17 protein-coding genes are annotated in these 22,278 nt (G+C 33.3%); 6 read left to right on the top strand and 11 right to left on the bottom strand.

All coding sequences use genetic code 11. The features are described 5' to 3' along the window. The first annotated feature begins 9 nt into the window (after positions 1–9). Together IEV10_RS02420 and IEV10_RS02415 are read left to right on the top strand one after the other, a co-directional pair. Complete coding sequence (locus tag IEV10_RS02420) at positions 10–1,404, top strand: TackOD1 domain-containing metal-binding protein (protein ID WP_188373100.1); 1,395 nt, start codon at positions 10–12, stop codon at positions 1,402–1,404. Next, on the top strand, positions 1,398–2,708 hold the full coding sequence (locus IEV10_RS02415) for a glycosyltransferase family 2 protein (protein WP_188373099.1): 1,311 nt from the start codon (positions 1,398–1,400) through the stop codon (positions 2,706–2,708). Before IEV10_RS02420 ends, IEV10_RS02415 begins: the two co-directional genes overlap by 7 nt. 11 nt (positions 2,709–2,719) lie before the next feature. Here IEV10_RS02415 and IEV10_RS02410 read toward each other — a convergent pair whose 3' ends face one another. The 6 genes from IEV10_RS02410 to IEV10_RS02385 form a co-directional block, all read right to left on the bottom strand. Beyond that, a complete protein-coding gene (locus tag IEV10_RS02410) occupies positions 2,720–3,559 on the bottom strand; it encodes an alpha/beta hydrolase family protein (protein ID WP_188373098.1) in 840 nt (279 codons plus the stop codon). Then, a complete protein-coding gene (locus tag IEV10_RS02405) occupies positions 3,559–6,303 on the bottom strand; it encodes a PD-(D/E)XK nuclease family protein (protein ID WP_188373097.1) in 2,745 nt (914 codons plus the stop codon). The genes IEV10_RS02410 and IEV10_RS02405 overlap by 1 nt, the downstream gene beginning before the upstream one ends. Before the next feature lie 62 nt (positions 6,304–6,365). Further along, a complete protein-coding gene (locus IEV10_RS02400; protein WP_188373096.1) occupies positions 6,366–7,760 on the bottom strand; it encodes an OmpA family protein in 1,395 nt (464 codons plus the stop codon). Positions 7,761–7,866: 106 nt separating this feature from the next. After that, positions 7,867–9,258, bottom strand: a complete 1,392-nt coding sequence (locus IEV10_RS02395) for an OmpA family protein (protein ID WP_188373095.1) — start codon at positions 9,256–9,258, stop codon at positions 7,867–7,869. 123 nt (positions 9,259–9,381) lie between these two features. After that, positions 9,382–10,575: a glycine C-acetyltransferase gene (kbl, locus tag IEV10_RS02390; protein WP_188373094.1), complete on the bottom strand. Its 1,194-nt coding sequence runs from the start codon at positions 10,573–10,575 to the stop codon at positions 9,382–9,384. Positions 10,576–10,603: 28 nt separating this feature from the next. Beyond that, positions 10,604–13,732, bottom strand: a complete 3,129-nt coding sequence (locus tag IEV10_RS02385) for a UvrD-helicase domain-containing protein (RefSeq protein ID WP_188373093.1) — start codon at positions 13,730–13,732, stop codon at positions 10,604–10,606. 116 nt (positions 13,733–13,848) lie between these two features. On the opposite strand from IEV10_RS02385, the gene IEV10_RS02380 reads away from it, so the two are divergent. Next, positions 13,849–14,457, top strand: coding sequence for a superoxide dismutase (locus IEV10_RS02380; RefSeq protein WP_188373092.1), 609 nt, complete (start codon positions 13,849–13,851; stop codon positions 14,455–14,457). Between the two features lie 457 nt (positions 14,458–14,914). On the opposite strand, the gene IEV10_RS02375 is transcribed toward IEV10_RS02380, so the two are convergent. From IEV10_RS02375 to purN, 5 genes are all read right to left on the bottom strand, one after another. Next, a complete protein-coding gene (locus IEV10_RS02375; protein WP_188373091.1) occupies positions 14,915–16,813 on the bottom strand; it encodes an amidophosphoribosyltransferase in 1,899 nt (632 codons plus the stop codon). A gap of 85 nt (positions 16,814–16,898) precedes the next feature. After that, complete coding sequence (locus tag IEV10_RS02370; protein ID WP_188373090.1) at positions 16,899–17,828, bottom strand: PfkB family carbohydrate kinase; 930 nt, start codon at positions 17,826–17,828, stop codon at positions 16,899–16,901. 56 nt (positions 17,829–17,884) lie between these two features. Beyond that, entirely contained in the window at positions 17,885–18,502 is a 618-nt protein-coding gene (locus IEV10_RS02365; protein ID WP_188373089.1) for an START domain-containing protein, read from the bottom strand. An 81-nt stretch (positions 18,503–18,583) separates the two neighbouring features. Beyond that, on the bottom strand, positions 18,584–19,225 hold the full coding sequence (locus tag IEV10_RS02360) for a ribonuclease H1 domain-containing protein (RefSeq protein ID WP_188373088.1): 642 nt from the start codon (positions 19,223–19,225) through the stop codon (positions 18,584–18,586). Continuing rightward, positions 19,218–19,784 carry a phosphoribosylglycinamide formyltransferase gene (purN, locus tag IEV10_RS02355; RefSeq protein ID WP_188373087.1) on the bottom strand — a complete coding sequence of 189 codons (567 nt, stop codon included), beginning with the start codon at positions 19,782–19,784 and terminating at the stop codon, positions 19,218–19,220. Before purN ends, IEV10_RS02360 begins: the two co-directional genes overlap by 8 nt. A gap of 183 nt (positions 19,785–19,967) precedes the next feature. Here purN and IEV10_RS02350 point away from each other — a divergent pair, with 183 nt between their 5' ends. The 3 genes from IEV10_RS02350 to rnc are packed head-to-tail and all read left to right on the top strand — an operon-like array spanning position 19,968 to position 22,216. Continuing rightward, positions 19,968–20,201 (top strand): acyl carrier protein, encoded by a 234-nt coding sequence (locus IEV10_RS02350; RefSeq protein WP_008269813.1) that lies wholly within the window; start codon positions 19,968–19,970, stop codon positions 20,199–20,201. A 13-nt stretch (positions 20,202–20,214) separates the two neighbouring features. Continuing rightward, complete coding sequence (fabF, locus tag IEV10_RS02345) at positions 20,215–21,465, top strand: beta-ketoacyl-ACP synthase II (RefSeq protein ID WP_188373086.1); 1,251 nt, start codon at positions 20,215–20,217, stop codon at positions 21,463–21,465. A gap of 7 nt (positions 21,466–21,472) precedes the next feature. Beyond that, positions 21,473–22,216 (top strand): ribonuclease III, encoded by a 744-nt coding sequence (rnc, locus tag IEV10_RS02340; RefSeq protein ID WP_188373085.1) that lies wholly within the window; start codon positions 21,473–21,475, stop codon positions 22,214–22,216. Positions 22,217–22,278 lie beyond the last annotated feature (62 nt).

The raw sequence follows: 22,278 nt of genomic DNA, 5'->3' as shown, positions 1-22,278 counted from the left end.
TCTAAAAAAATGTTCAACGTATTAAGAAATAGCGACTCTGCAAAAGAACTTGTATATCAAGGTGTGCGTCTTGTTTTAGTACGTAGAGTGACTGAGCTACAACAACAATGGAGAGATTATAATGGATTAATAATAGATACCGCTATAGAGCATGAAGCTAAGGCTATTGTAGAGGCGGTTAGAAGAGCCAAAGGAATTGAGAGTTTAATACCTCTTTTTATTAATGACATACAGGATTTCCCCCGAGAACTTGTGTGTCATACTGACGGCTTTATAGATACTCAACATCAAGAAAATGTAGCTCATAAAACGATAGCTATAAATAAACGACTTGCACAAATAATGGTTAAAGACTCATCAAATTTTGATGAAGAAATAAAATATAAAACATTAGGATTTATATATAGTCGTAATCAAATTTTTGCCCCTTTTACGTCTCGTGTAAGTCGTATTGGCTATCATTTTCCTCTGTTAAGTTTATATTACAAAAATGAAGAAAAAACACTTCTAAAAATATTAGAATCTTTAGAAAAACAAGGTTATATCGCAAAAACTTTTAGAGATCATATCCATTTATGTAAAAGCTGTGATAGTAATTATTTAAATTTTAAAGAAATATGTTCGAGTTGTAAAAGTGCTGATATACAAGCTCGAGATATGATTCATCATTTCGTGTGCGCTCATGTTGCTCCCGAAAATGATTTTAAAACTGAAGATGGTCTTTCTTGCCCAAAATGTGATAAACATTTACGGCACATAGGAATAGACTATGACAAACCTTCTTCAATTTTTTCATGCAATAGCTGTGCAAATGAATTTCAAAATCCAGAAATGCAAGCCTCTTGTTTTGATTGTGATACTGACAATACACTTTCAGAACTACTACAAAAAACTATAGGGGATTACAGTATAAGCGCTCATGGAGAACAGTGGTTATTTGATATGCAATCACCTTTAAAAAAGCAAATAGAGACATCAGAAATCGACGATGGCACAATTCCAATTTCTATTTTCAAAGTTTTATTAAAACAAGAAGTTAAACGTATACTCACAACTGGTATTACGAGTCAATTTGTAACTATACAATATGAAAATGCGCAATTCAAAACTTTGAACGAAACAATGCAGCATGCATTAAAAACAGAAATTGCAGAAATCATTAGGTCTTACCTTTTACCAAGTGATATAATGACCGTTCAAGACTATAATCTATTTCACATTTTTATTCCGGACACTAAAAACCCATATCCTGAGAGAATAGAACATATAGATTATAACCTCAACAAACTATTAAATGATAATATTAAAAAAGAGAAATCGCCTATAACAGTAACTAAAACTGCCCTTAATTCTAATACTAAGATTGATACATTGTTTAATTACAAAGACTTATCGCAATGTTAGAGCAATTAATACCTGAATACATACTATATTGGAATGCTGTAGGGATACCAAAGTTCATTCGTGTATTTTGGTATTTTGTTCTATTTGAGTTTACAAGATATATTATAATTGACTACGTTGTTTTCGCTATTTTTTCACTTACAAAAAATCGTAGAAATAAGTGTTTTGCTCAAGCAAGACAAGCCCTATTTAATGAAAATCCATTTGTATCGGTAATTATTCCTGGTAAAAATGAAGGGAAACATCTGTTTAAACTCACAAAGTCTCTTGACGAACAAACTTTTTCAAATTTTGAACTTATCATTGTTGATGATGGTTCTGATGATGAGACTCCAACAATAGGAAAAAACTTAGAACAATTAGGCTTAATTGACAAATTCATCCGTAATGAAATGCGAGGCGGTAAAGCTAGCGCAGCAAATTTAGCTTTACGTTTTAGTAAAGGAAAATACATTGTTCATCTTGATGCCGACTGCTCTTTTGATAGAGACGCCATTGAAAATGTCTTGATTCCTTTTTTTATGGACTCTAAAATTGGAGCAGTTGGTGGAAATGTAAAAGTTAGAAATTACAAGGATAGTTTATGTGCCAAGTTACAAGCTATTGAGTATTTAAAAACAGTCTCCGTAGGACGCATTATCACCTCCTATTTAGGGATTTATAAAATAATTTCTGGGGCGTTTGGCGCATTTAAAAAAGAGGCTATTGACGCTATTGGAGGTTGGGATATTGGACCTGGATTAGATGGAGATATTACAGTAAAAATAAGGAAGTCTGGCTACAAAGTATATTTCGAGCCTAGTGCAATTTGTTTAACTAATGCGCCATCAAAATTTAAAGTATTAACTAAACAACGTTTGCGTTGGGATAAATCTATCATTCGGTTTAGAGTTCGTAAGCACAAAGATGTATATTTCCCTACAGCTAATTTTAATTGGGCGACCTTTTTTTCATTAACAGAAAATGTATTCTACAATGTTGTTTTAGATATATTATGGTGGATTTATATCATAGATATAATTATTAATTATAGTGGCTCCTTACAATTTATTATTCCAATGAACTTTACCTTATATTTCGTAATGAATTATGTCCAAATGTCTAGTATTTCATTGTTTTCTGAACGAAGTAAGGAAGAACGTTATCTATGGAAGTACGTTGGTTTAATGACATTATATACTGGCACGTATTTACGTATAGTAAGAACAGCAGCATATTATAAGGAGTTTTTCTTCAAACGCTCTTTTGAAGATCCGTGGAACCCTTATAAATCATCGATACAAGCAAAACGAGCAGGTTTGTAGAATTGAGGACATTACTTTATAAAGTTAATTATCTCTGATACAACTTCTGCTAGTTGCTTAGAAATATATGTTTCCACCCAAGGATGCTTCACATTAAACACATGATTGGCATTTTTAATAATTTTTAGCTGACTATTTGTAGCCCATTGATGTATATTTTTAGCTTCTTCGACATGAATTGAAGTATCTGCATCACCGTGAATAATGAGTTGAGGGACTTTAATAGCTTTACAAGCAGATTTAATATTTAAACGCTCTTTATTCTCAACAAAATCTTCATAGAATTGGTAGTAATGTGGCATTTGCTGTTTTGTTCTGCCATTAGTTACATATTTGACACCATCTTTTTTCCATTGGTCTAAGTTGCCGATAGTAGCGGTACGTTTTTCAAAATCGCAAACACTAGCTAGTGTTACCAACTTTTTGACTCTTGAGTCTTCAGCTGTTTTTAAGATAGCAATACCACCACCACGACTATGACCAATGAGGTAGATTTTAGAAGTATTTACAGCACCATTACTATAAAAAGATTTAGTTGTCCAGTCTATAACATCACCTAAATCATCTAATTCTTTGGTATAGTTATTATTGCCAAAAGCCTCTAAGTCTGGAAAATCTATAGGGCTTTCAACTGTTCCTCCATTATGAGAAAAGTTGAATTTTACAAAGCAAAATCCAGCATCTGCAATTGATTTTGCCATAATGTCCCATGCACCCCAATCTTTAAAACCTTTGTAGCCATGACAAAAAATAACTATAGGCTGATTTTGTAATTTAAGATTACAAAACGTATCTATAACAATTGGTTTTTGATTGTCGTGCTGTAGAACGATGTTTTTTTCAATATGCATTATCTAAGTTCTTTTTCAGTAAAGTCAATATCAGGGTTACAGATTTCTATAATAAGAGACTTAAGTTGAGTTTCAAAATTCTGAAGTGTTTCCTCAGAGATTAAGTGATTTTTCTTTCTGCTATATACGGACTCTTTTTCAGCAAATTTTAAAAGCCCTTGTTTTAGATTTTTAAAAGATATAATACCAGCCTCAAGAGGGAACTGTACAATGTCTTGTTGTGTTAGCATATAAGCATAACACAAAATTTGAAACGACTTGCTGTATTTGTCATAATCAGTATTGAGTAAATCCCAATCTACAATCTCAACCATATGTTGCTCTACTTTCCCTGATTTATAGTCAATGACACGGATTTTTCCATTTAATTCGTCAACGCGGTCTACTTTACCAGTAATAGTTACAGGAAAGGCTATTTCAGGGATATCAATTGACACATGACTTTCTACTTCAATAGCAATTATTTTTATTGAATTTCCAGCTTTTAATACTTCTATTTCAGTAGTTAAAAAATTTGAAATATAACGTTTGGCAATTTCAAAACTGATTAGGTTTTTTCCTTTTGTGATATCGCCTTTTTTGTATGTGGCGGCAAAATGATGCGCTATTGTTTTGTCAATTAGACCTTTCATACTTTCTAAATGAGAAAGTGTTAGGTGTTTGCCTTCAAGTGGTTTATAAAAGTCCTCCAAAGTATTATGTATAACTGTTCCTAGCGTGTTTGCAGCAACAGTTTCTTCAACTTCTTCAGCATTTTTAACACCCAAAACTTTCTCGAAATAGAAATCTATTGGGTTTCTGATATAATTGGTAAGTGATGATGGCGAAAATCCTTTTGCGGCTATCTCTTTAAGCCTTTCAACGACGTCATTTGTTTTTTTAACTATAGTAAGTGTTTCTTCAATTTTAGGAACATTTGGAGAAACAATTTTGTGTTTTATATCATGAATGCCCTCAACCTCGAGTTGTGTAATAAACCTACTTTTTTCTCCACCTTTTAGTGCGTCGACTTCTGTATTGTATAGTAAGTATATATTTTTTGCTCGTTGTATCAAACTATAAAAGTGATAGGTATATACCGCATCTTTTTCTTTAAAAGTGGGTAGATTATTTTCGATTTTTACATCAAAAGGAATAAAGGAATTGTTGGTTTTTCCGCCTGGGAGAATACCTTCATTTACTGATGTAATGATTACGGTTTCAAAATCAAGAACGCGAGATTCTAGCATCCCCATAATCTGTAGGCCATCAAGAGGCTCTCCTTGAAAGTCTAAGGTTTCTGTATTTAGGAGTTCTTTATAGACACTGTGTAAGGTCGAAACATCTTTTATATAACCATAAGTAGTGTTTAAATTTGCAAGTTCATTAAAAAGCACATTAAAACGATATAAGTATTCTAACTCTAAGTGTTTTTTTGATTTTAAATGGTCTAATGTGTTTTTAATTTTAAATATAAGTTTAAGGCAATTCTTAATGTTATTAGATATTGAGGTTTCCCAATCTCCAAAGAGTAAGCTTAGAACGTTTATATCGCTATCATCGGCTAAGTTTAAAAGCTCATCTGCAGTTAAATAAGTAATGTTATTATGCCGAATGCTTTGGATGATTTTATCACTAGACACAAGTAGATATTGTGTCATTTGATTTGATAGTATATTGATGATGTCCTTAAAATAATAGCGTTTAGAGTTTAGCTTATGCATTCTAAAGAGTTCCTCAAACAATGCCGCAAGAGGTACAGATTTTAGAGTTAAGCCCATTGTAACATTTACAGCCTCTATACCATTAGGTAGTGAATTTAACATTGGAGTTAATAGCGTTTCATCTCCTAAAACTATAGCGGTATTATTAAGGCCTTGAGATTGTTGCAAAAGCGTTGTTATAAGATGCCCTACATATTTGCTTTGCCCAACAGATTTAGGGCAGCCAATTACATTTATATTTTTTTCTTCTCTGTAAACAGAACTTGTCCAGTTAAAATCATTTTGCCTGTAGAAAGACCAATTTTGTTTATGCTGCCGGGCAAAGTAACCAGCGCTATGGATTTGGTCATTAATAAAATGAGAATCTATGTTCCAATAGATATAAGCTAAGTTGTTTTGAAGTAACTCTTGAATTATTCTTTCTTCGGCCGTATTTAAGGCATTAAAACCTAAAAAAACATGAGTCTTATTTGTGTTTTGAATATATGCTTCAATATGTTCTGTTGCTTCCCTATATATTAAGCCTTGATAAGCACTTTCTTTTTTTATTAAGTCATTTACAAATTGATTATAGTATGTGTTTAGACTTTGCCAAAAGGTTAAATAATTTGAAGTCAGTTCTGTTTTATTTTCTTGTAATGACCAATGATTTAGCTCTTGAATAGCGCCTAAGTAATCAAAAATGGCATTAGAAGAGATAAGGTATCTGTCAATCTCGTTAAAATCTTGAATCAGTACCTGCGCCCATTTAGAAAAAGAATCAAAAGGTTCAATGTTTTCTTCTGGTGTTATAGTTTTATAGGAATCATAAAACTGAAAGAGCAATTCAATACCTTTTACTTGTTTTAGTTGAGATAAATCCTGCACAAAATCTTCAATGCTTTGTATTGAAGGGGAGAAAGAGGTTTTCTCAATATAATTATGAAGTTGACTTTTAAGGAATACACCAGCTCTTTTACTTGGTAGAACAAATATAATTTCTGAAAAATCCAGATGCTTGGATTTTAAATCTTGTAAAACATCAGTTATAAAAGTTGGCATAGCTAAAAATAAAAAACGCTTCGGATATCCGAAGCGTTTTATGAGATTTTATACTGAAGAAATTAATTAGACAAATTAATTTCTACTCTTCTATTTTTTCGCCTTCCGTCTTTGTAAAAGTTTGTAGCTATAGGCTTCTCTTCACCAAAACCTCTTGATGTCAATCTAGAATCTTTAATACCGTTAGCAACTAAATATTGTTTTACCGAATCGGCTCTTTCTTGCGATAAACGTAGATTTAGTAAGTCTGACCCTATACTATCTGTATGACCATCAATAGTAAATTTAGCATCTGGATTACTCTTAAGTATTTCAATAATATCTGATAAAATTTCTTTTGATTCTTCTCTTATATCTGATCTACCAGGAGAAAACAGTATGGTCTTAGCGTACTTATTAAGAAGCTCTTTGTCTTGCTCAGTAATTTTTGGACAACCATTATTTTCTACGATACCCTTTTCATTCGGACATCTATCATCTTTATCAAACACCCCATCATTATCTCTGTCGGGCCACGGACAACCAGCATTAGCCGAAGGACCAGCTGTAGTTGGGCATTTATCTTGTTTATCGGTTAAACCATCGCCATCAGAATCTGGACAGCCCATTAGAGACTTAAGCCCAGCAACAGTTGGACATTTATCATTCTTATCTGCAATACCATCGCCATCAGAGTCTGGACAACCATTAAACTCGGCTAAACCTGTTGTATCAGGACATTCATCTACAGAATCTTCAATACCATCTCCATCAGAATCAGGACAGCCATTGTATATAGCCAAACCTGGCTCTTCAGGACAAGCATCTTTATCATCATATATACCATCACGATCTGTGTCTGAAACACCTCCGTATTTGTAAGTTATAGAAGCAGAATGTTGAAAGTGTCTAAATCCATAAACTTCAAAAACATGTTTGTAAGTGCTTTGAAGATTAAAAGCAAACTTTTCAGAAAACCAATACCTCATACCTATGGATGCATTTAAGGTACCAGAACCTATTTTATTCAACCAGGTATAACCACCACCACCACTTATGTATGGATCAATTCTATTTGAATTAAACAAATCCATAAGGCTGTAATTAATTGCACCGTCTATAGAATAGTATGTTAAATCATCAACTTCATTTGTTGTTTCTTCTCCAGTAGAATAATTAACATTGGTTCCAAATTTATTTATCTTATTAAATGAACCAATTGCAGAAAAACTAAGACCACCTGTCCAATGTCTTGAAAGCTCTATTCTCGAAAAAAATGGAAATATATTCCAGTGATCAGTAGCATTAAAAAACTCATCAAATAAATCACCCTGCGGATCAGGTTGCCCAACAGGATAGTAATCTACAGCATTTACACCAAGGCTTAAAGCCCATGGGTTATTTTGGTCTTGCGCTTGTGTTGTATTTATACTTGTAAAAAGTAGTATAGCCAAAATTAGTTTATAAATATCCCCCATAAATTTTAAACTTAATTTGTTTATTTTCAATAAAGCATAAATATATAATAAAAAAACGCTTCGGAAACCCGAAGCGTTTTTTTATTATATATTGTTAAACAAAAACCTAGTTAGCTAAGTTAATCTCAACTCTTCTGTTTTGTTTTCTTCCTGCTCTTGTTTTGTTATCAGCGATAGGTTTGTCTTCACCATATCCTTTAGAAGATAATCTAAATTGATCTACACCATTAGCAACTAAATAATCCTTAACAGAAGCTGCTCTTTCTTCAGATAATCTAGTATTTAATTTGGCAGAACCAACACTATCAGTATGGCCTTCAACTGTAAACTTAGCGTCAGGGTACTTGTTTAAGATAGCAATGATATCTGCTAATACTTGCTTAGATTCATCTTTGATAGAAGATTTACCTGTATCAAACAATATTGTCTTAGCATATTCGTTTAATTGTGCTTTTTCTGTTTCAGTAATTTCTGGACAACCGTCATTAGCTACAGTACCTGCAACATCTGGACACTTATCATCCTTATCTAATACACCGTCTCCATCTTTATCTTTGTATGGGCATCCATTGTTAGCAGAAGGACCTGCTTCGTTAGGACAACCATCATCACCATCAGCAATACCATCACCATCAGCATCTGGACAACCAGCTAAAGACTTAAGGCCAGGAACAGTAGGGCATTTGTCACTTCCATCTACAACACCGTCACCATCAGAATCAGGACAACCGTTAAACTCAGCTAAACCAGCTTCGTTAGGACAATCATCTTTAGAATCTTCGATACCATCGTTATCAGAATCTGGACAACCATTAAAAGCCTCTAAACCAGCCTCTTCTGGGCAAGCATCTTCGTGGTCATATATGCCATCACCATCAGTATCTACACCTCCAAATTTAAAAGTGACACCAGCAGAATGTTGAAAATGTTTAGCTAACCTATCTTCAAATGAGTGCTTATATGAAGTTTGTAGGTTTAATGCAACTTTATCAGATATCCAATAATTTAATCCCAAAGTACCATTTAAAGTACCAGCACCAATATCATCTACCCAAGTATAACCACCACCAACACCTAAATAAGGGTCAATCTTATTTGAGTTTATTAAACTCATAAAACTATAAGAGACAGTACCATCAACGGCATAATAATCTAAATCAGGTAATCTATTAGTTGTTTCCTCACCAGTTACAAGATCAACATTTGATCCAAACTTGTTGATTTTATTTAAACTACCCGCAACAGTAAAAGTAAAACCATCATCTATATATCTGGAAACTGAAATTCTAGAAAGAAAAGGTAAAACATTCCAATGGTCATTAGCATTGAAGAATTCATCTAAAAAGTCTCCTTGAGGAATATCTTCCCCTACAGGATAAAAATCAACTGCGTTGGTACCAATACTAAAAGCCCAAGGGTTGTTTTTGTCCTGAGCGTTAGCAGTGCTAAAGCTAGCTAAAAGCACAGCTACAAATAATAATCTGCTAAGATTTTTCATATTCTAAATAATTTAATTTTAAGTGTTAATTGTTAGCAAATGTAAGTTGTTAAATATTATTAACAAAGACAAATATATAAAAATATTGATATAATGCCTTTAAATAAAGACATTCTAAAGAATTTATATTATTTCTAATTGTTTCCCCACTTTAACAAATGCGCCTATAGCTTTATCTAAATGTTCTTTTTCATGTGCTGCCGAAAGTTGTACTCTTATCCTTGCCTTTTCTTTAGGTACAACAGGAAAAAAGAAACCAATTACGTAAATACCTTCTTCTAATAACATATTAGCCATGGTTTGAGATAATTTTGCATCATATAGCATAACAGGAACAATGGCCGAATCTCCATCTATAATATCAAAACCAGCTTTTTTAAGTCCGGACTTAAAATAAGTTGTATTTGATTCTAATTTATCTCTTAGAGAAGTATCTCCAGAGAGCATATCGAACACCTTTATAGACGCGCCAACAATTGCAGGCGCTAAGGAATTTGAGAATAAATAAGGTCTAGAGCGTTGTCTTAAAATTTCAATAATTTCTTTTTTTGCAGTTGTATATCCCCCCATAGCTCCTCCCAATGCCTTACCTAGTGTTCCAGTAATGATATCTATGCGACCCAAAACACCTTTTGCTTCAAGAGTTCCTATTCCGGTTTCTCCAATGAAACCGGTGGCATGACACTCGTCAATCATAACCATCGCGTCATATTTATCAGCTAAATCACAAATCTTGTCTAGAGGTGCGACCAAACCATCCATAGAAAACACACCATCTGTAACTATAATTTTATGTCGAGCACCATTTTCATTGGCTTCAATAAGCTTTGCTTCTAGCTCAGTCATATTATTATTTTGGTAACGATACCTAGCAGCTTTACATAATCTTACACCATCTATTATAGAGGCATGATTTAAAGAATCAGAAATTATAGCATCTTCTTTTCCTAATAAAGGTTCAAAAACACCTCCATTTGCATCAAATGCTGCAGCATATAATATGGTGTCTTCAGTACCATAAAAATCTGCTATTTTTTGCTCTAGTTCTTTATGAATGTCTTGGGTACCACAAATAAACCTAACAGAAGACATACCAAACCCGTGTGTATCCATTGTATCTTGAGCAGCTTTCACCACCTCAGGGTGAGATGAAAGGCCTAGGTAATTATTGGCACAAAAATTTAATACTTTTTGACCTGTGTTTAATGTTATTTCTGGACCTTGAGCAGATGTTATTATACGCTCCGATTTAAATAACCCAGCATCTTTTATGTTTTCAATTTCTTTACTAAGATGTTCTTTTATTGCTCCGTACATTTTTGCGTTTTTAGTTTTTTCAAAGTTACTATTTAACTTCAATAATTTCTATGTTCTTGTTTATATAAACGAGTAGTTTTTTTTCAATTTGAAAACCCATATCAACTAAAACTCTTGAATATGCGTCCAATTGCATATCGTATTTTTTATCTATATTACCTGTTTTGTAGTCTATAATAACAACGTTTTTGTCTTTAATTGCTAGCCGATCTGGTCTAAGAAAAAGCCCATCTTTGGTAATAATGTCTCTTTCATTATAGATGTCATAGTTGCTGCTAAAATATTCTGAAATCTCATTATTGTTAATTATTGCTAATACTGTTTTTTTTAGCTCTTCAATTTCAGGACGTTGTATTTGCCCAAGATTTATAAGAGACTCAATAGCAAAATCTACATCATGTTTGGTTTTAATTTTAGACATGAGGAGATGTATTAGATTTCCGCGTTCAATGGCTTGTTCTTGTTCGGTATCCCATAAAACACCGGAGTTTGTTATAATTTTAAGGTTATGGGTTTCTTTTGAGGTAGATATGAACCGGTAGTCTTCCGTATCTACTATCTTTAAAACGTTATCAGTTTTGTTATTTGGTAAACCAAATGAATATTCTAGCGTATCATCTTCCCATTTATTACAATGCATTAGATATTTAATAAGCAAACCAGCATAGGTTTTGTCATTTATAGCGCCTTTACTATTAATATCTTTTTTTGAAACAATATATAACTGCTCAATGGCCCTAGTTAAAGTTACATAGAGTAAATTAATATTGTCTAGCTCCAGTTTGGACTGATGCTCATTAAAAATGTCTTGCCCTTTTTCGCCAAAATTCTGAAAGTCTTTCGAAAATTTAATCAATGCAAAATTGAAACCATAAAAATCTTGATTTTCTATAGGGAACCAAGATTTTGGTTCTATTTCACGATACATGTCTAAGTCAGCAAATGGGAATATAACAACAGGAAACTCAAGCCCTTTGGATTTGTGGATAGTCATTACAGAGACGGCATCTAATGTAGTAGGTGTTGAGATACTTAAAGTTTCTTTTTTAGATTCAAAAAATTCTAAAAACCCTAAGATATTTGGAGTTTGTTTATTACTGTAATCAAGAACTGTGTCTAAATAAAATTGTACATACGCATCGGATGCGTTTTCACATAGAGACAAGCCTCTAACTAAACATTCAGCCATCTCATAAAGCGGCATTTGCAGTAAACTATTATAGTCTAACTGTACACTTACGTGCACTAATTCTTTGAATAAATCTTCTATTGATAGATTTAGATGTGATTTAAAAAAGAGATGCTTGTCCTCAATATTAAATAATTTTGAAATACCATCAAGCATATCTAATCTCAACTTTTGGTCATCTGGATTAATCAATACAGCTAAAACTAAATTAAGCAGATTGACTTTAGGTGAATTAGTAAGCAGTAGTGTTTCTGAAGAGGTGATATTAATATTTTGATGGGTTAAATAATCAGAAACAGCGATACCTTCTTTCTTTTTTCTTACCAAAATGCATATGTCTTTCTTTTGATAGCCTTTTTCAAGGCAGGACTTAACGATTTCAAAAGTTTTTTTTATGTAAGCTTCATTTCTATCCTCAGAGATTTCAAAATCTAAAAAGGAAAGGTTAACATATCCGCTTTGGTTTTTAGAGCTTATTTGCTTTGCATCCTCATATAAAGATTTGTAATCCTCTTTAGAAAAGAATTGATTTGAGATAAAGTCAAAAAAGGAGTTATTAAAATCAATAATAGTCTTATAACTACGATAGTTGGTATTAAGATTATTAAGCTCTGCATTTATCTGAAAAGGGTTTTCAACACCTTCATATAGGTTTATAAACTGCTGCGCATCGCCACCACGCCAACGATATATAGCCTGTTTTGCATCACCAACTATCATTGCTGAGCCATGAGTTGACGATAATGCATTATCCATTAAGGGAATTAAATTCTCCCATTGCATTTTGGATGTATCTTGAAATTCATCTACAAAATAGTGACGAAATTTCTCGCCCAAGCGTTCATATATAAATGGTGTAGGCTGATTTTTTATTTCGTTACTTATTAAGGTATTAAACTCTGATATAAGAAGTTTGTTTTCGTCTTCTTTTAAAGTATTAAGTTCTTTTTGTAACGCATTTATTACAGAAAGCGGCGTTATGTTTTTGTAAATTGCTTTATTGAACTTAAGTTCAATAAGCAAGGATTTTGTCTTATTAAAGGCACTTGCAATAGCGGGTTGTATCTCTTCAATTGTTGATGCAATATTTTCTGGAACACGTTTAGGGTAGAGTGTTTTATTTTCTAAATCTTCTTGCCACTTAGCTACAAAAGTTACATTAAAGTTGGCGTTAGATAGTTTTTCAAAGTGCTTTGGTAGATAGCTACCAGAAAAATCATCAAATTGTAATCCAGCTTCTTCAATAAGATTTATGATTAAAGTGGCTTCTTCTACAATTTGATTAGCAAGATGCGTTGTTTTTTTATATAGATCTTTTTTTAACTCGTTAAAGTCATCTATAGTTTTTTCTTTAAGCTCATTTAAGTACGGTAAGTCATTTTCATTAAGAAGCAGTCTTCCTGTTTTTTTAAAATCATAGCTTATATCCCAACTTTTATCATCATCCGCCTTTTCTATGGCAAAATCAACAAGAGTTTTAGTTAATGCTTTATCAGTCCCTGCTTTTGCGATTAGTGCGTCAATAGCCTTAGTAAGCATATAATCTTGATCTAATTCTACTTCAAAATTTATAGGGAGTTTTAAATCAAAAGCAAAAGTCCTAATGACACGGTGTGTAAAACCATCAATGGTTGAAATATCAAAAGCACCATAATTATGTGTAATGTTATTTAGAACTTTTTTAGAACGTTCAAATAGTTGCTCTGGACTAATAGAAAGTTCTTTACTGATTTCTATAAACATAGGATGTTGATGCGTTAAGTTTTCTTTTGAAGAAAAAAGCTTTAGCATATCGATAATCCTTGTTTTCATTTCGCCAACAGCTTTGTTGGTAAATGTGATAGCAAGAATATGTTTAAAATGGTCTTGATTTTTTGAAGCTATAAGAAGTTTAATGTAGGATTTAGCGAGCGTATATGTTTTACCACTACCGGCAGACGCACTAAATATTTTAAAAGTTGGCTTCAACTAATGATTAATTTTATACCAAAATAGGTAATCTTAATATTATATTTTGAATTTCTACTAGGCAATATTGTAAATTTGCTATAATCTAATCATTAACACATAAAAACATAAATATTATGGCTTTTGAATTACCAAAACTAAAATATGCTTATGATGCTTTAGAACCGCATATTGATGCGCGTACTATGGAAATACATCACTCAAAGCATCATAACGGATATACAACAAAACTTAATGCTGCTGTTGCAGGTACGGATTTAGAAGGAAAATCTATCGAAGCTATTTTAGGCAACCTAGATATGTCTAATAGTGGTGTTAGAAATAATGGCGGTGGTTTTTACAATCATTCTTTATTTTGGGATGTTATGAATCCTGAAGATAGAGGATATCTTTCGGGAGAATTAAAAGATGCTATTGAAGCAGCGTTTGGATCTAAAGATGCTTTTATTGAAGCTTTTAGTAAAGCTGCAGCTACTCAGTTTGGTTCTGGTTGGGCATGGTTATGTGTTCATAAAGGAGGTAAGGTTGAAGTTTGCTCTACACCAAACCAAGACAATCCTTTAATGCCAGGAGTCACTTGTGGCGGAACTCCAATTTTAGGCTTAGATGTTTGGGAACATGCATACTATTTAAACTATCAAAATAGAAGACCAGATTATATTGATGCGTTCTTTAAAGTGATTAATTGGAATGAAGTAGAAAGACGTTATGCTGAAGCAAAATAATTAAGGAAGACCCTTCAATTATATAAATGACCCAAGTCGAAAAGGCTTGGGTTTTATTTTTTACTAGATTATATAAAATGAAAAAGGGTAAACTAGAGTTCACCCTTTTTGCCCCAAATCTACCATAAACTTAACCTACTTATGTTATGGTAACTTCAAATATACTTTAAGCGAAACAAATATTATGTATAATATAGACGAAACACATAAATATCAGTCTAAGAGATATTTTTTGTAGACATTTATCTGCTTGAATGAGTATTATGGTGTTTGTAGAAAATAAAAAAGAGCGAAATAAATCGCCCTTTTTTGCCCCAAATCTACCATGAACTTAACCTACTTATGTTATGGTATATAGCTAATATATAGGTCTAATATTTAACAAGTATAAATTATTAGATTAACGGCATTTTTTTTGGCTTAACAACTAAATATAATTGTAGAGTGGTAGTATGCTTTAATAAGCCCTCTCTTTATTACCCTCGTAAAAATTGATAAAGGCTTTGTTGACAACACGGTTACCACCAACAGTTGGATAATTCCCAGTAAAATACCAATCGCCTAAATTCTTTGGACATGCTTTATGCAAATTAGCCACTGACTGAAATATAATTTTTACTTCTGCCTTGACATCTTCGTCACTAAGAAGCTCAGATATTTTATCAGAAATTTGTTCATCAGTGAAGTTGTCATAGATTTCCTTTACAAAGTTTTTGACATCTTTATCCTTTAAGTTTACTTGAGCTTTACATTTTTTATAAACCTCTTCGACAACATCATAGTTATTGGTGTCTTTTAGTAAGGCTAAGGCAGCTCTAAAAGCAACTAGACCTTCAAGATTGGCCATATCTATGCCATAACAATCAGGATATCTAATTTGTGGTGCGGATGAAACGACAACAATCTTTTTAGGATTTAAGCGATCCATCATTTTGATGATACTTTTCTTAAGTGTTGTGCCTCTTACAATACTATCGTCAATAATTACAAGATTGTCAGTAGGTTTTATAACGCCATAGGTCACATCATATACGTGAGCTACTAAATCGTCACGACTACTATCTTCAGTAATAAATGTTCTAAGTTTTACATCCTTAATGGCTATTTTTTCTATACGCGGTCGCTCAGACAATATTTCTATAACATGCTCTGCCGATAATTTTCCATTACCGTCTAATATGGCTTGAGTTTTTCTTTGATTAAGGTGTTCTTCAACAGTATCAATCATACCAAAGAATGATGTTTCTGCTGTATTTGGAATAAAAGAAAACACAGAATTTTTAGTGTCTCCATCAATAGCTTCAAGAACTTTAGGCATAAGTAACCTTCCTAGTTCTTTTCGCTCTTCATAAATTTCTGCATCACTACCTCTAGAAAAATAAATGCGCTCAAATGAACAAGCTTTTCGCTCTAAAGGCTCTAATATTTGTTTTATTGAGGTTTCCCCAGATTTTTTAGTAATAATAGCATGTCCTGGTTCTAACTCAATGACATCGTTAAAATCAATATTAAACACAGTTTGTATTACAGGGCGTTCAGAAGCAACAACAACAACTTCGTCATCTTGGTAATAATATGCTGGCCTAATGCCTGCCGGGTCTCTTAGCACAAAGGAATCGCCGTGTCCTAATAAACCAGCCATAGCATAACCGCCATCCCAATTTTTTGCTGCTTTTTTTAAGATTTTACCAACTTTTAATCGCTCAGCAATAAGAGGAGAACATTCAGCTTTACTATAACCTTCTTTTTTTAAGTCCTTATATATTTTAGAAACAGCATCATCTAAAAAATGACCAATTTTTTCCATAATGGTTATGGTGTCTGCTTTTTCTTTCGGATGCTGGCCTATATTAACAAGATTATTGAAAAGCTCACTAACATTGGTCATGTTAAAGTTACCAGCAACGATAAGGTTTCTATGCATCCAATTGTTTTGTCTTAAAAACGGATGCACACTTTCCACACTATTTTTACCAAAAGTGCCATAACGAACATGGCCTAAAAGTAATTCTCCTATGTAAGGAATGTGTTTTTTCTGAGCTGCAACATCGTCTTGATATTCTGGATTTTTGCTAAGGTCATCATTTATGCGCTCATTAATTTGAGCAAAAATATCTTGTATAGGCTGCTGTGCTATAGAACGCACGCGACTTATGTAACGTTCACCTGGCTGAGTGTCTAATTTGATACTTGCAAAACCGGCACCATCTTGGCCTCGATTATGCTGCTTTTCCATCATGAGATACATTTTGTTTACCCCATAAAATGCACTTCCATATTTTTTCTTATAAAACTCTAAAGGTTTTTTTAATCTAATTAATGCTATACCGCATTCGTGTTTTAAAGCATCACTCATTGTAGCTGTGAGAGTTTGTTGTGTTGTTGAGTATTCAAAAATAATGAAATAAAAAACGCGCCAAAATTAGGCGCGTTAGTTTCTATTAATTCAATTCTATTTCGAATTGTGTTAAATCTTTAAATTGCTGCAGGCGTTCATATATTTCTTCATCTGTAAGGCTTAGCATGCGTTCCGTTCCAAATTTCTCTACACAAAAAGAAGCCAATGCTGAACCATATATTACTGCTTTTTTCATATTCTCAAAAGAGACATTTCCTGTTTTTGCGAGATAGCCCGAAAAACCACCTGCAAATGTGTCTCCAGCTCCAGTTGGGTCAAACACTTCTGCTAGAGGTAGTGCAGGTGCGTAAAACATATTGTCTTCATTAAATAACAATGCACCATGCTCACCTTTTTTAATCACGACATATTTTGGTCCCATGGTATGGATTTTTTTCGCTGCATTAACTAAAGAATATTCTCCAGATAATTGTCTAGCCTCTTCATCATTGATTGTAATTACATCAACATTTTTAAGAACAGCTTTTAAATCTTCCATAGCGATATCCATCCAAAAATTCATGGTGTCTAAAATGGCTAGCTTTGGTTTTTTAGACATTTGGTCTAATACACTTTGTTGTGTTAAAGGATGTAAGTTACCTAACATTACAATATCTGCATTTTGATAATTTTCAGGAACTACAGGTGTAAACGTCTCTAAAACATTTAGTTCGGTAGCTAAAGTATCACGAGAATTCATATCGTTATGGTATTTACCACTCCAAAAAAATGTTTTACCATCTTTTACGATTTCAACACCATCTATATTTACTTTTCTATCAGTTAAAAGGTCTAAGTATTCTTGTGGGAAATCACCACCAACTACAGAAACAGCAGCTGCATCTACATTGTCAAAATTGGCAGCAGAAAGTCCTATATATGTTGCTGCTCCGCCTAAAATTTTGTCGGTTTTACCAAAAGGTGTTTCAATAGCATCAAAAGCTACAGTTCCAACAATAACTAACTTGCTCATACGTAAAATTTCGAATTTCAGTGCAAATATAATGTGATTAATGACAATGACATATTTTATTTACCCAAAACAGTATCTTCGTAATTATTAAGTGTTGCTCTTAATTCTGAAAAGGTTTTAAAAGGTCCTTTAATAAGTAAACTATTGGTCACAAATGCTGGAAGTGAACCTTCTGGGTTTACAAAAAGTTGTTGGGTAACTTTAGTAGAATTATCGATTTCTTCCAATAACCAAAAACCCATGAGTTTTTTAATGCGAATCGTCTTTTCACGCTCTTCTATAGCATTTGGCAAAGATTCTAACTTTAATTTGTATTTAGTATCTGTGATTTTTTCCACGGTTAAGAGTGTTATTAAATCTCTATCCTTAACTGGCCACGGTAAATCTTTACGAGCGTAAAACAGATGTTGATTGTCTTTAAGTTTTTTTATGTGATAGCTAATCCCAGGTTCACATTGGTCATAATATTTTGGAGCAGATAAAAGTTCTTTAAGTACGTTTTCAATTGGTGTCTTGATGGTTGTTTCCGCTTTATACTCATCTAGCTTTTCATTGGGGATAGACCTCGTATATATTTTAATATTATCAGCATCTTTTTTTAGTTTCCATTCGGTTTGGGCAAATGAAAAAGATGTAATAATCACAAAAAATATTGAAAGTCTAAACTTTTGCATTGAAACTTAATTTATAAGTGCTCTTAGTAGTGGCAACTTTCGATGCATTACAAAACAAGCTGTTAAATTTTATGGAAAAGATTATTTACGACCAAAATCCGCTGGGATTTCGCCCCAAGCTTTGGTTTCCCACTTTACAATTGTGGTTTTGTAAGAATTGGTTTCTAACCATTTTATAGCACGGTCTATAAGCTCAAAAACTGGTTTGTTTTTTTCGTTACGTTCTAGCTTAGTATTACATGTTTTTTTTCGCACCCAGCTCATTGCTGTGCGAGAGTCGGTATACATAATACGGTCACTCTTGTGTTGTTTTAAAAATGCTAGACCATGTACCAAGGCCAAAAATTCACCAATATTATTTGTGCCTTCATCAAAAGGCCCTTGGATAAAGAGTTGTTTTTTGGTTTTGGTATCTACGCCGCGATATTCCATTTTTCCGGGATTACCACTAGAAGCTGCGTCGACTGAAATAGAATTATAATTTGGTTGCCCTATTTTTTTAAGCTGCTCATCAGAAAGTTCGCTTTTAAAGGTTTTAGATTTACCGATGTAATCCTTATAATTACCTTTTAATGCTTTTTTTGCAGCTTCAAAAGTTGCAAAAGATTTGTATTGTGCGCCTTCAAAGTTTTTAATTTGAGCTTTGCAATCATCCCAAGATTCAAAAACACCTGTGTGATGCCCTTTCCAAACAGTATAATATTTTGTTTTCTTTTTACTCATTTAAAAGTCTATCAACAACTTCAGGGAAGTACTCCATTTCTAATTCATGGATTTTTAAAGCCACATCTTCAGCAGAATCAGAAGTCAAAACCTCACATTTTGCCTGAAAAATAATAGCGCCTTCATCATAGTTTTCGTTCACATAGTGAATAGTAATACCAGTTTCGGCTTCATTATTTTCAACAACTGCTCTATGAACATGCATGCCATACATGCCTTTTCCGCCATAGTTTGGTAAAAGCGCAGGATGAATATTAATGACTTTATTCGGAAACTCTTTAAGAATGTTTTCAGGAAATTTCCATAAAAAACCTGCTAAAACAATGAGGTCCGGTTGAGATACTTTTAAAAGGTTAAGCACATCTTCGGTTTTTGTAAATGCTGTTTTATTGAACGACAAAGCAGATACACCAAGGCGTTTGGCGCGGTCTAACACTTTGGCATGAGGATTGTTAGTGAGTACCTGAATAACAGACGCATGTTCACTGTTTTGAAAAAACTTTATCAAATTTTCAGCATTACTTCCCGAGCCGGACGCAAAGATTACAATACGTTTCATATACAGTTAATCATGATTAGATTACTCAAACAAAAAAAAGAATAATAATTAACAATTAGGCTCAAAAATTAAATACTTATTTCTATTTTTATCTGTAAGAGGCACATTTTACTGGTAAAACTATTTTTTAAAATAAAGTTTTTTATTTTTGCCCTCTAATTAAAACTTAAAAACTAAAAGATTATGTCAGACATTGCATCAAGAGTAAAAGCGATTATCGTAGACAAATTAGGTGTTGATGAAAACGAAGTTGTAACAGAAGCTAGCTTTACTAACGATTTAGGAGCAGATTCATTGGATACAGTAGAGTTAATCATGGAATTCGAAAAAGAATTCGATATTCAAATACCAGATGATCAAGCTGAAAATATTGCAACAGTTGGTCAAGCTATCTCTTATATAGAAGAAGCAAAATAACAAACTAAATTTTATGGAATTAAAGCGAGTTGTAGTTACCGGTTTAGGTGCACTTACACCTATTGGCAATACCAAAGATGAATATTGGAATGGTCTTGTTAATGGAAAGAGTGGCGCTGCACCAATTACACATTTTGATGCTGAAAAGTTCAAAACACAATTTGCTTGTGAAGTAAAAAACTTTAACGTTACTGACTTTATTGACAGAAAGTTAGCAAGGCAAATGGATAAGTTTTCGCAGTACGCAATGGTAGCTTCAGATGAAGCAATTGCAGACTCAAAACTTGATTTAGATGCTGTCAACAAATTAAGAGTGGGTGTCATTTGGGGCGCTGGAATTGGAGGCTTAGAAACATTTCAAGAAGAAGTGTTAAACTATGCCAAAGGTGATGGAACGCCACGATTTAACCCACGATTCATTCCCAAAATGATTGCCGATATAGCACCAGGAAACATATCTATTAAATATGGATTTATGGGACCTAACTATACAACGGTATCTGCTTGTGCCTCTTCTGCTAATTCAATGATAGATGCTTTAAACAATATTCGTTTAGGACATTGTGATGTTGTAATTACAGGAGGAAGTGAAGCCGCTGTGACCATTGCTGGTATGGGTGGTTTTAATGCTATGCACGCCATGAGTACTCGTAATGATAGCCCAGAAACAGCTTCAAGACCTTTTGATGCAAATCGAGATGGATTTGTCTTAGGTGAAGGTGCGGGAGCTATCGTTTTAGAAGAGTACGAGCATGCTAAAGCTCGAGGCGCAAAAATTTATGCTGAAGTTGTTGGTGGAGGTTTATCCTCTGATGCTTATCATATGACGGCACCTCATCCAGATGGGATAGGTGTTATGGCGGTAATGAAAAATTGTTTGCATAATGCTGGCTTAAATCCTGAAGATGTAGATCATATAAACACACATGGAACATCAACGCCTTTAGGCGATGTTGCAGAATTAAAAGCTATATCTGAAGTATTTGGCGACCACGCTAAGAAGATTAATATTAATTCTACAAAATCTATGACGGGTCACTTACTAGGTGCTGCTGGAGCTATAGAGGCTATTGCTTCTATAATGGCAATAGAGCATGGTATTATCCCACCAACCATCAATCATGAAACAGTTGATGAAAACATAGATCCAGAATTGAATTTAACACTCAATAAAGCTCAAAAACGTGATATTAAAGTAGCAATGAGTAATACATTTGGATTTGGCGGTCACAACGCTTGTGTATTATTCAAGAAATTAGACTAAATCCCGAATGAGCTTCATTCGTAACATATTAAAAAATTCCCGTTCTGAAGAAGACGGGAATTTTTTTTTACAACTTCAACAGATTCTTGGGTTTAAACCCAAAAACAAATCGTTCTACATTAAGGCATTTACGCATCGTTCTATGAATATTAAGGACAAAAAAGGTAATCCTATTAATTACGAACGTTTAGAGTTTGTAGGTGATGCTATGCTTAGTTCTGTAATTGCCTCTTATCTTTTTAATGAAGTACCCCATGGCGATGAAGGTTATTTAACAAAGATGCGTTCTAAAGTAGTAAGTCGTGAGCATTTAAATGAATTAGGACGAGAGCTAAAACTTATTGATTTGGTAACCAGTAGAATACCAAAAGATAACTTTGGCAGTAATATTCACGGCAATCTTTTCGAAGCTATTGTTGGTGCCATATACCTAGATAAAGGTTATAAAGCTTGTGAGAAGTTTATTTATAAAAATGTTATTCTTCCGCATGTCGATATAGAAAAACTCGAAGGTAAAGTGATTAGCTATAAGAGTTTATTGATAGAATGGTGTCAAAAAGAGAAAAAGACCTTTGACTATGAAGTCTATGAAGACACAGGGAATGATGCGCTAAAGCATTTTGCAGTTAAGTTGAGTATTGATGACAAAGTGGTAGCAAAAGGTCGTGCAACTTCTAAAAAGAAGGCTGAAGAAAAAGCATCGAAGCGTGCATTTTTTGCGTTCCAAGGACAGATAAAGACACACACTTAATTACCCTAAAGCACTATCATTTAGCGCAAACGTTTTCGTAATTTTATTCTCTTAAGTTTGAT

Source organism: Winogradskyella haliclonae, assembly GCF_014635865.1.
Taxonomy (GTDB): domain Bacteria; phylum Bacteroidota; class Bacteroidia; order Flavobacteriales; family Flavobacteriaceae; genus Winogradskyella; species Winogradskyella haliclonae.
Note: the sequence above shows the minus strand (reverse complement) of the source record. Positions and strands in the feature narration are given on the sequence as shown.

Excerpts from the sequence above, each read along its gene's own strand:
- IEV10_RS02420 (WP_188373100.1), top strand. The coding sequence starts at position 10 with ATGTTCAACGTATTAAGAAATAGCGACTCTGCAAAAGAACTTGTATAT.
- IEV10_RS02415 (WP_188373099.1), top strand. The coding sequence starts at position 1,398 with ATGTTAGAGCAATTAATACCTGAATACATACTATATTGGAATGCTGTA.
- IEV10_RS02410 (WP_188373098.1), bottom strand. The coding sequence starts at position 3,559 with ATGCATATTGAAAAAAACATCGTTCTACAGCACGACAATCAAAAACCA.
- IEV10_RS02405 (WP_188373097.1), bottom strand. The coding sequence starts at position 6,303 with ATGCCAACTTTTATAACTGATGTTTTACAAGATTTAAAATCCAAGCAT.
- IEV10_RS02400 (WP_188373096.1), bottom strand. The coding sequence starts at position 7,760 with ATGGGGGATATTTATAAACTAATTTTGGCTATACTACTTTTTACAAGT.
- IEV10_RS02395 (WP_188373095.1), bottom strand. The coding sequence starts at position 9,258 with ATGAAAAATCTTAGCAGATTATTATTTGTAGCTGTGCTTTTAGCTAGC.
- kbl (WP_188373094.1), bottom strand. The coding sequence starts at position 10,575 with ATGTACGGAGCAATAAAAGAACATCTTAGTAAAGAAATTGAAAACATA.
- IEV10_RS02380 (WP_188373092.1), top strand. The coding sequence starts at position 13,849 with ATGGCTTTTGAATTACCAAAACTAAAATATGCTTATGATGCTTTAGAA.
- IEV10_RS02375 (WP_188373091.1), bottom strand. The coding sequence starts at position 16,813 with ATGAGTGATGCTTTAAAACACGAATGCGGTATAGCATTAATTAGATTA.
- IEV10_RS02370 (WP_188373090.1), bottom strand. The coding sequence starts at position 17,828 with ATGAGCAAGTTAGTTATTGTTGGAACTGTAGCTTTTGATGCTATTGAA.
- IEV10_RS02365 (WP_188373089.1), bottom strand. The coding sequence starts at position 18,502 with ATGCAAAAGTTTAGACTTTCAATATTTTTTGTGATTATTACATCTTTT.
- IEV10_RS02360 (WP_188373088.1), bottom strand. The coding sequence starts at position 19,225 with ATGAGTAAAAAGAAAACAAAATATTATACTGTTTGGAAAGGGCATCAC.
- purN (WP_188373087.1), bottom strand. The coding sequence starts at position 19,784 with ATGAAACGTATTGTAATCTTTGCGTCCGGCTCGGGAAGTAATGCTGAA.
- IEV10_RS02350 (WP_008269813.1), top strand. The coding sequence starts at position 19,968 with ATGTCAGACATTGCATCAAGAGTAAAAGCGATTATCGTAGACAAATTA.
- fabF (WP_188373086.1), top strand. The coding sequence starts at position 20,215 with ATGGAATTAAAGCGAGTTGTAGTTACCGGTTTAGGTGCACTTACACCT.
- rnc (WP_188373085.1), top strand. The coding sequence starts at position 21,473 with ATGAGCTTCATTCGTAACATATTAAAAAATTCCCGTTCTGAAGAAGAC.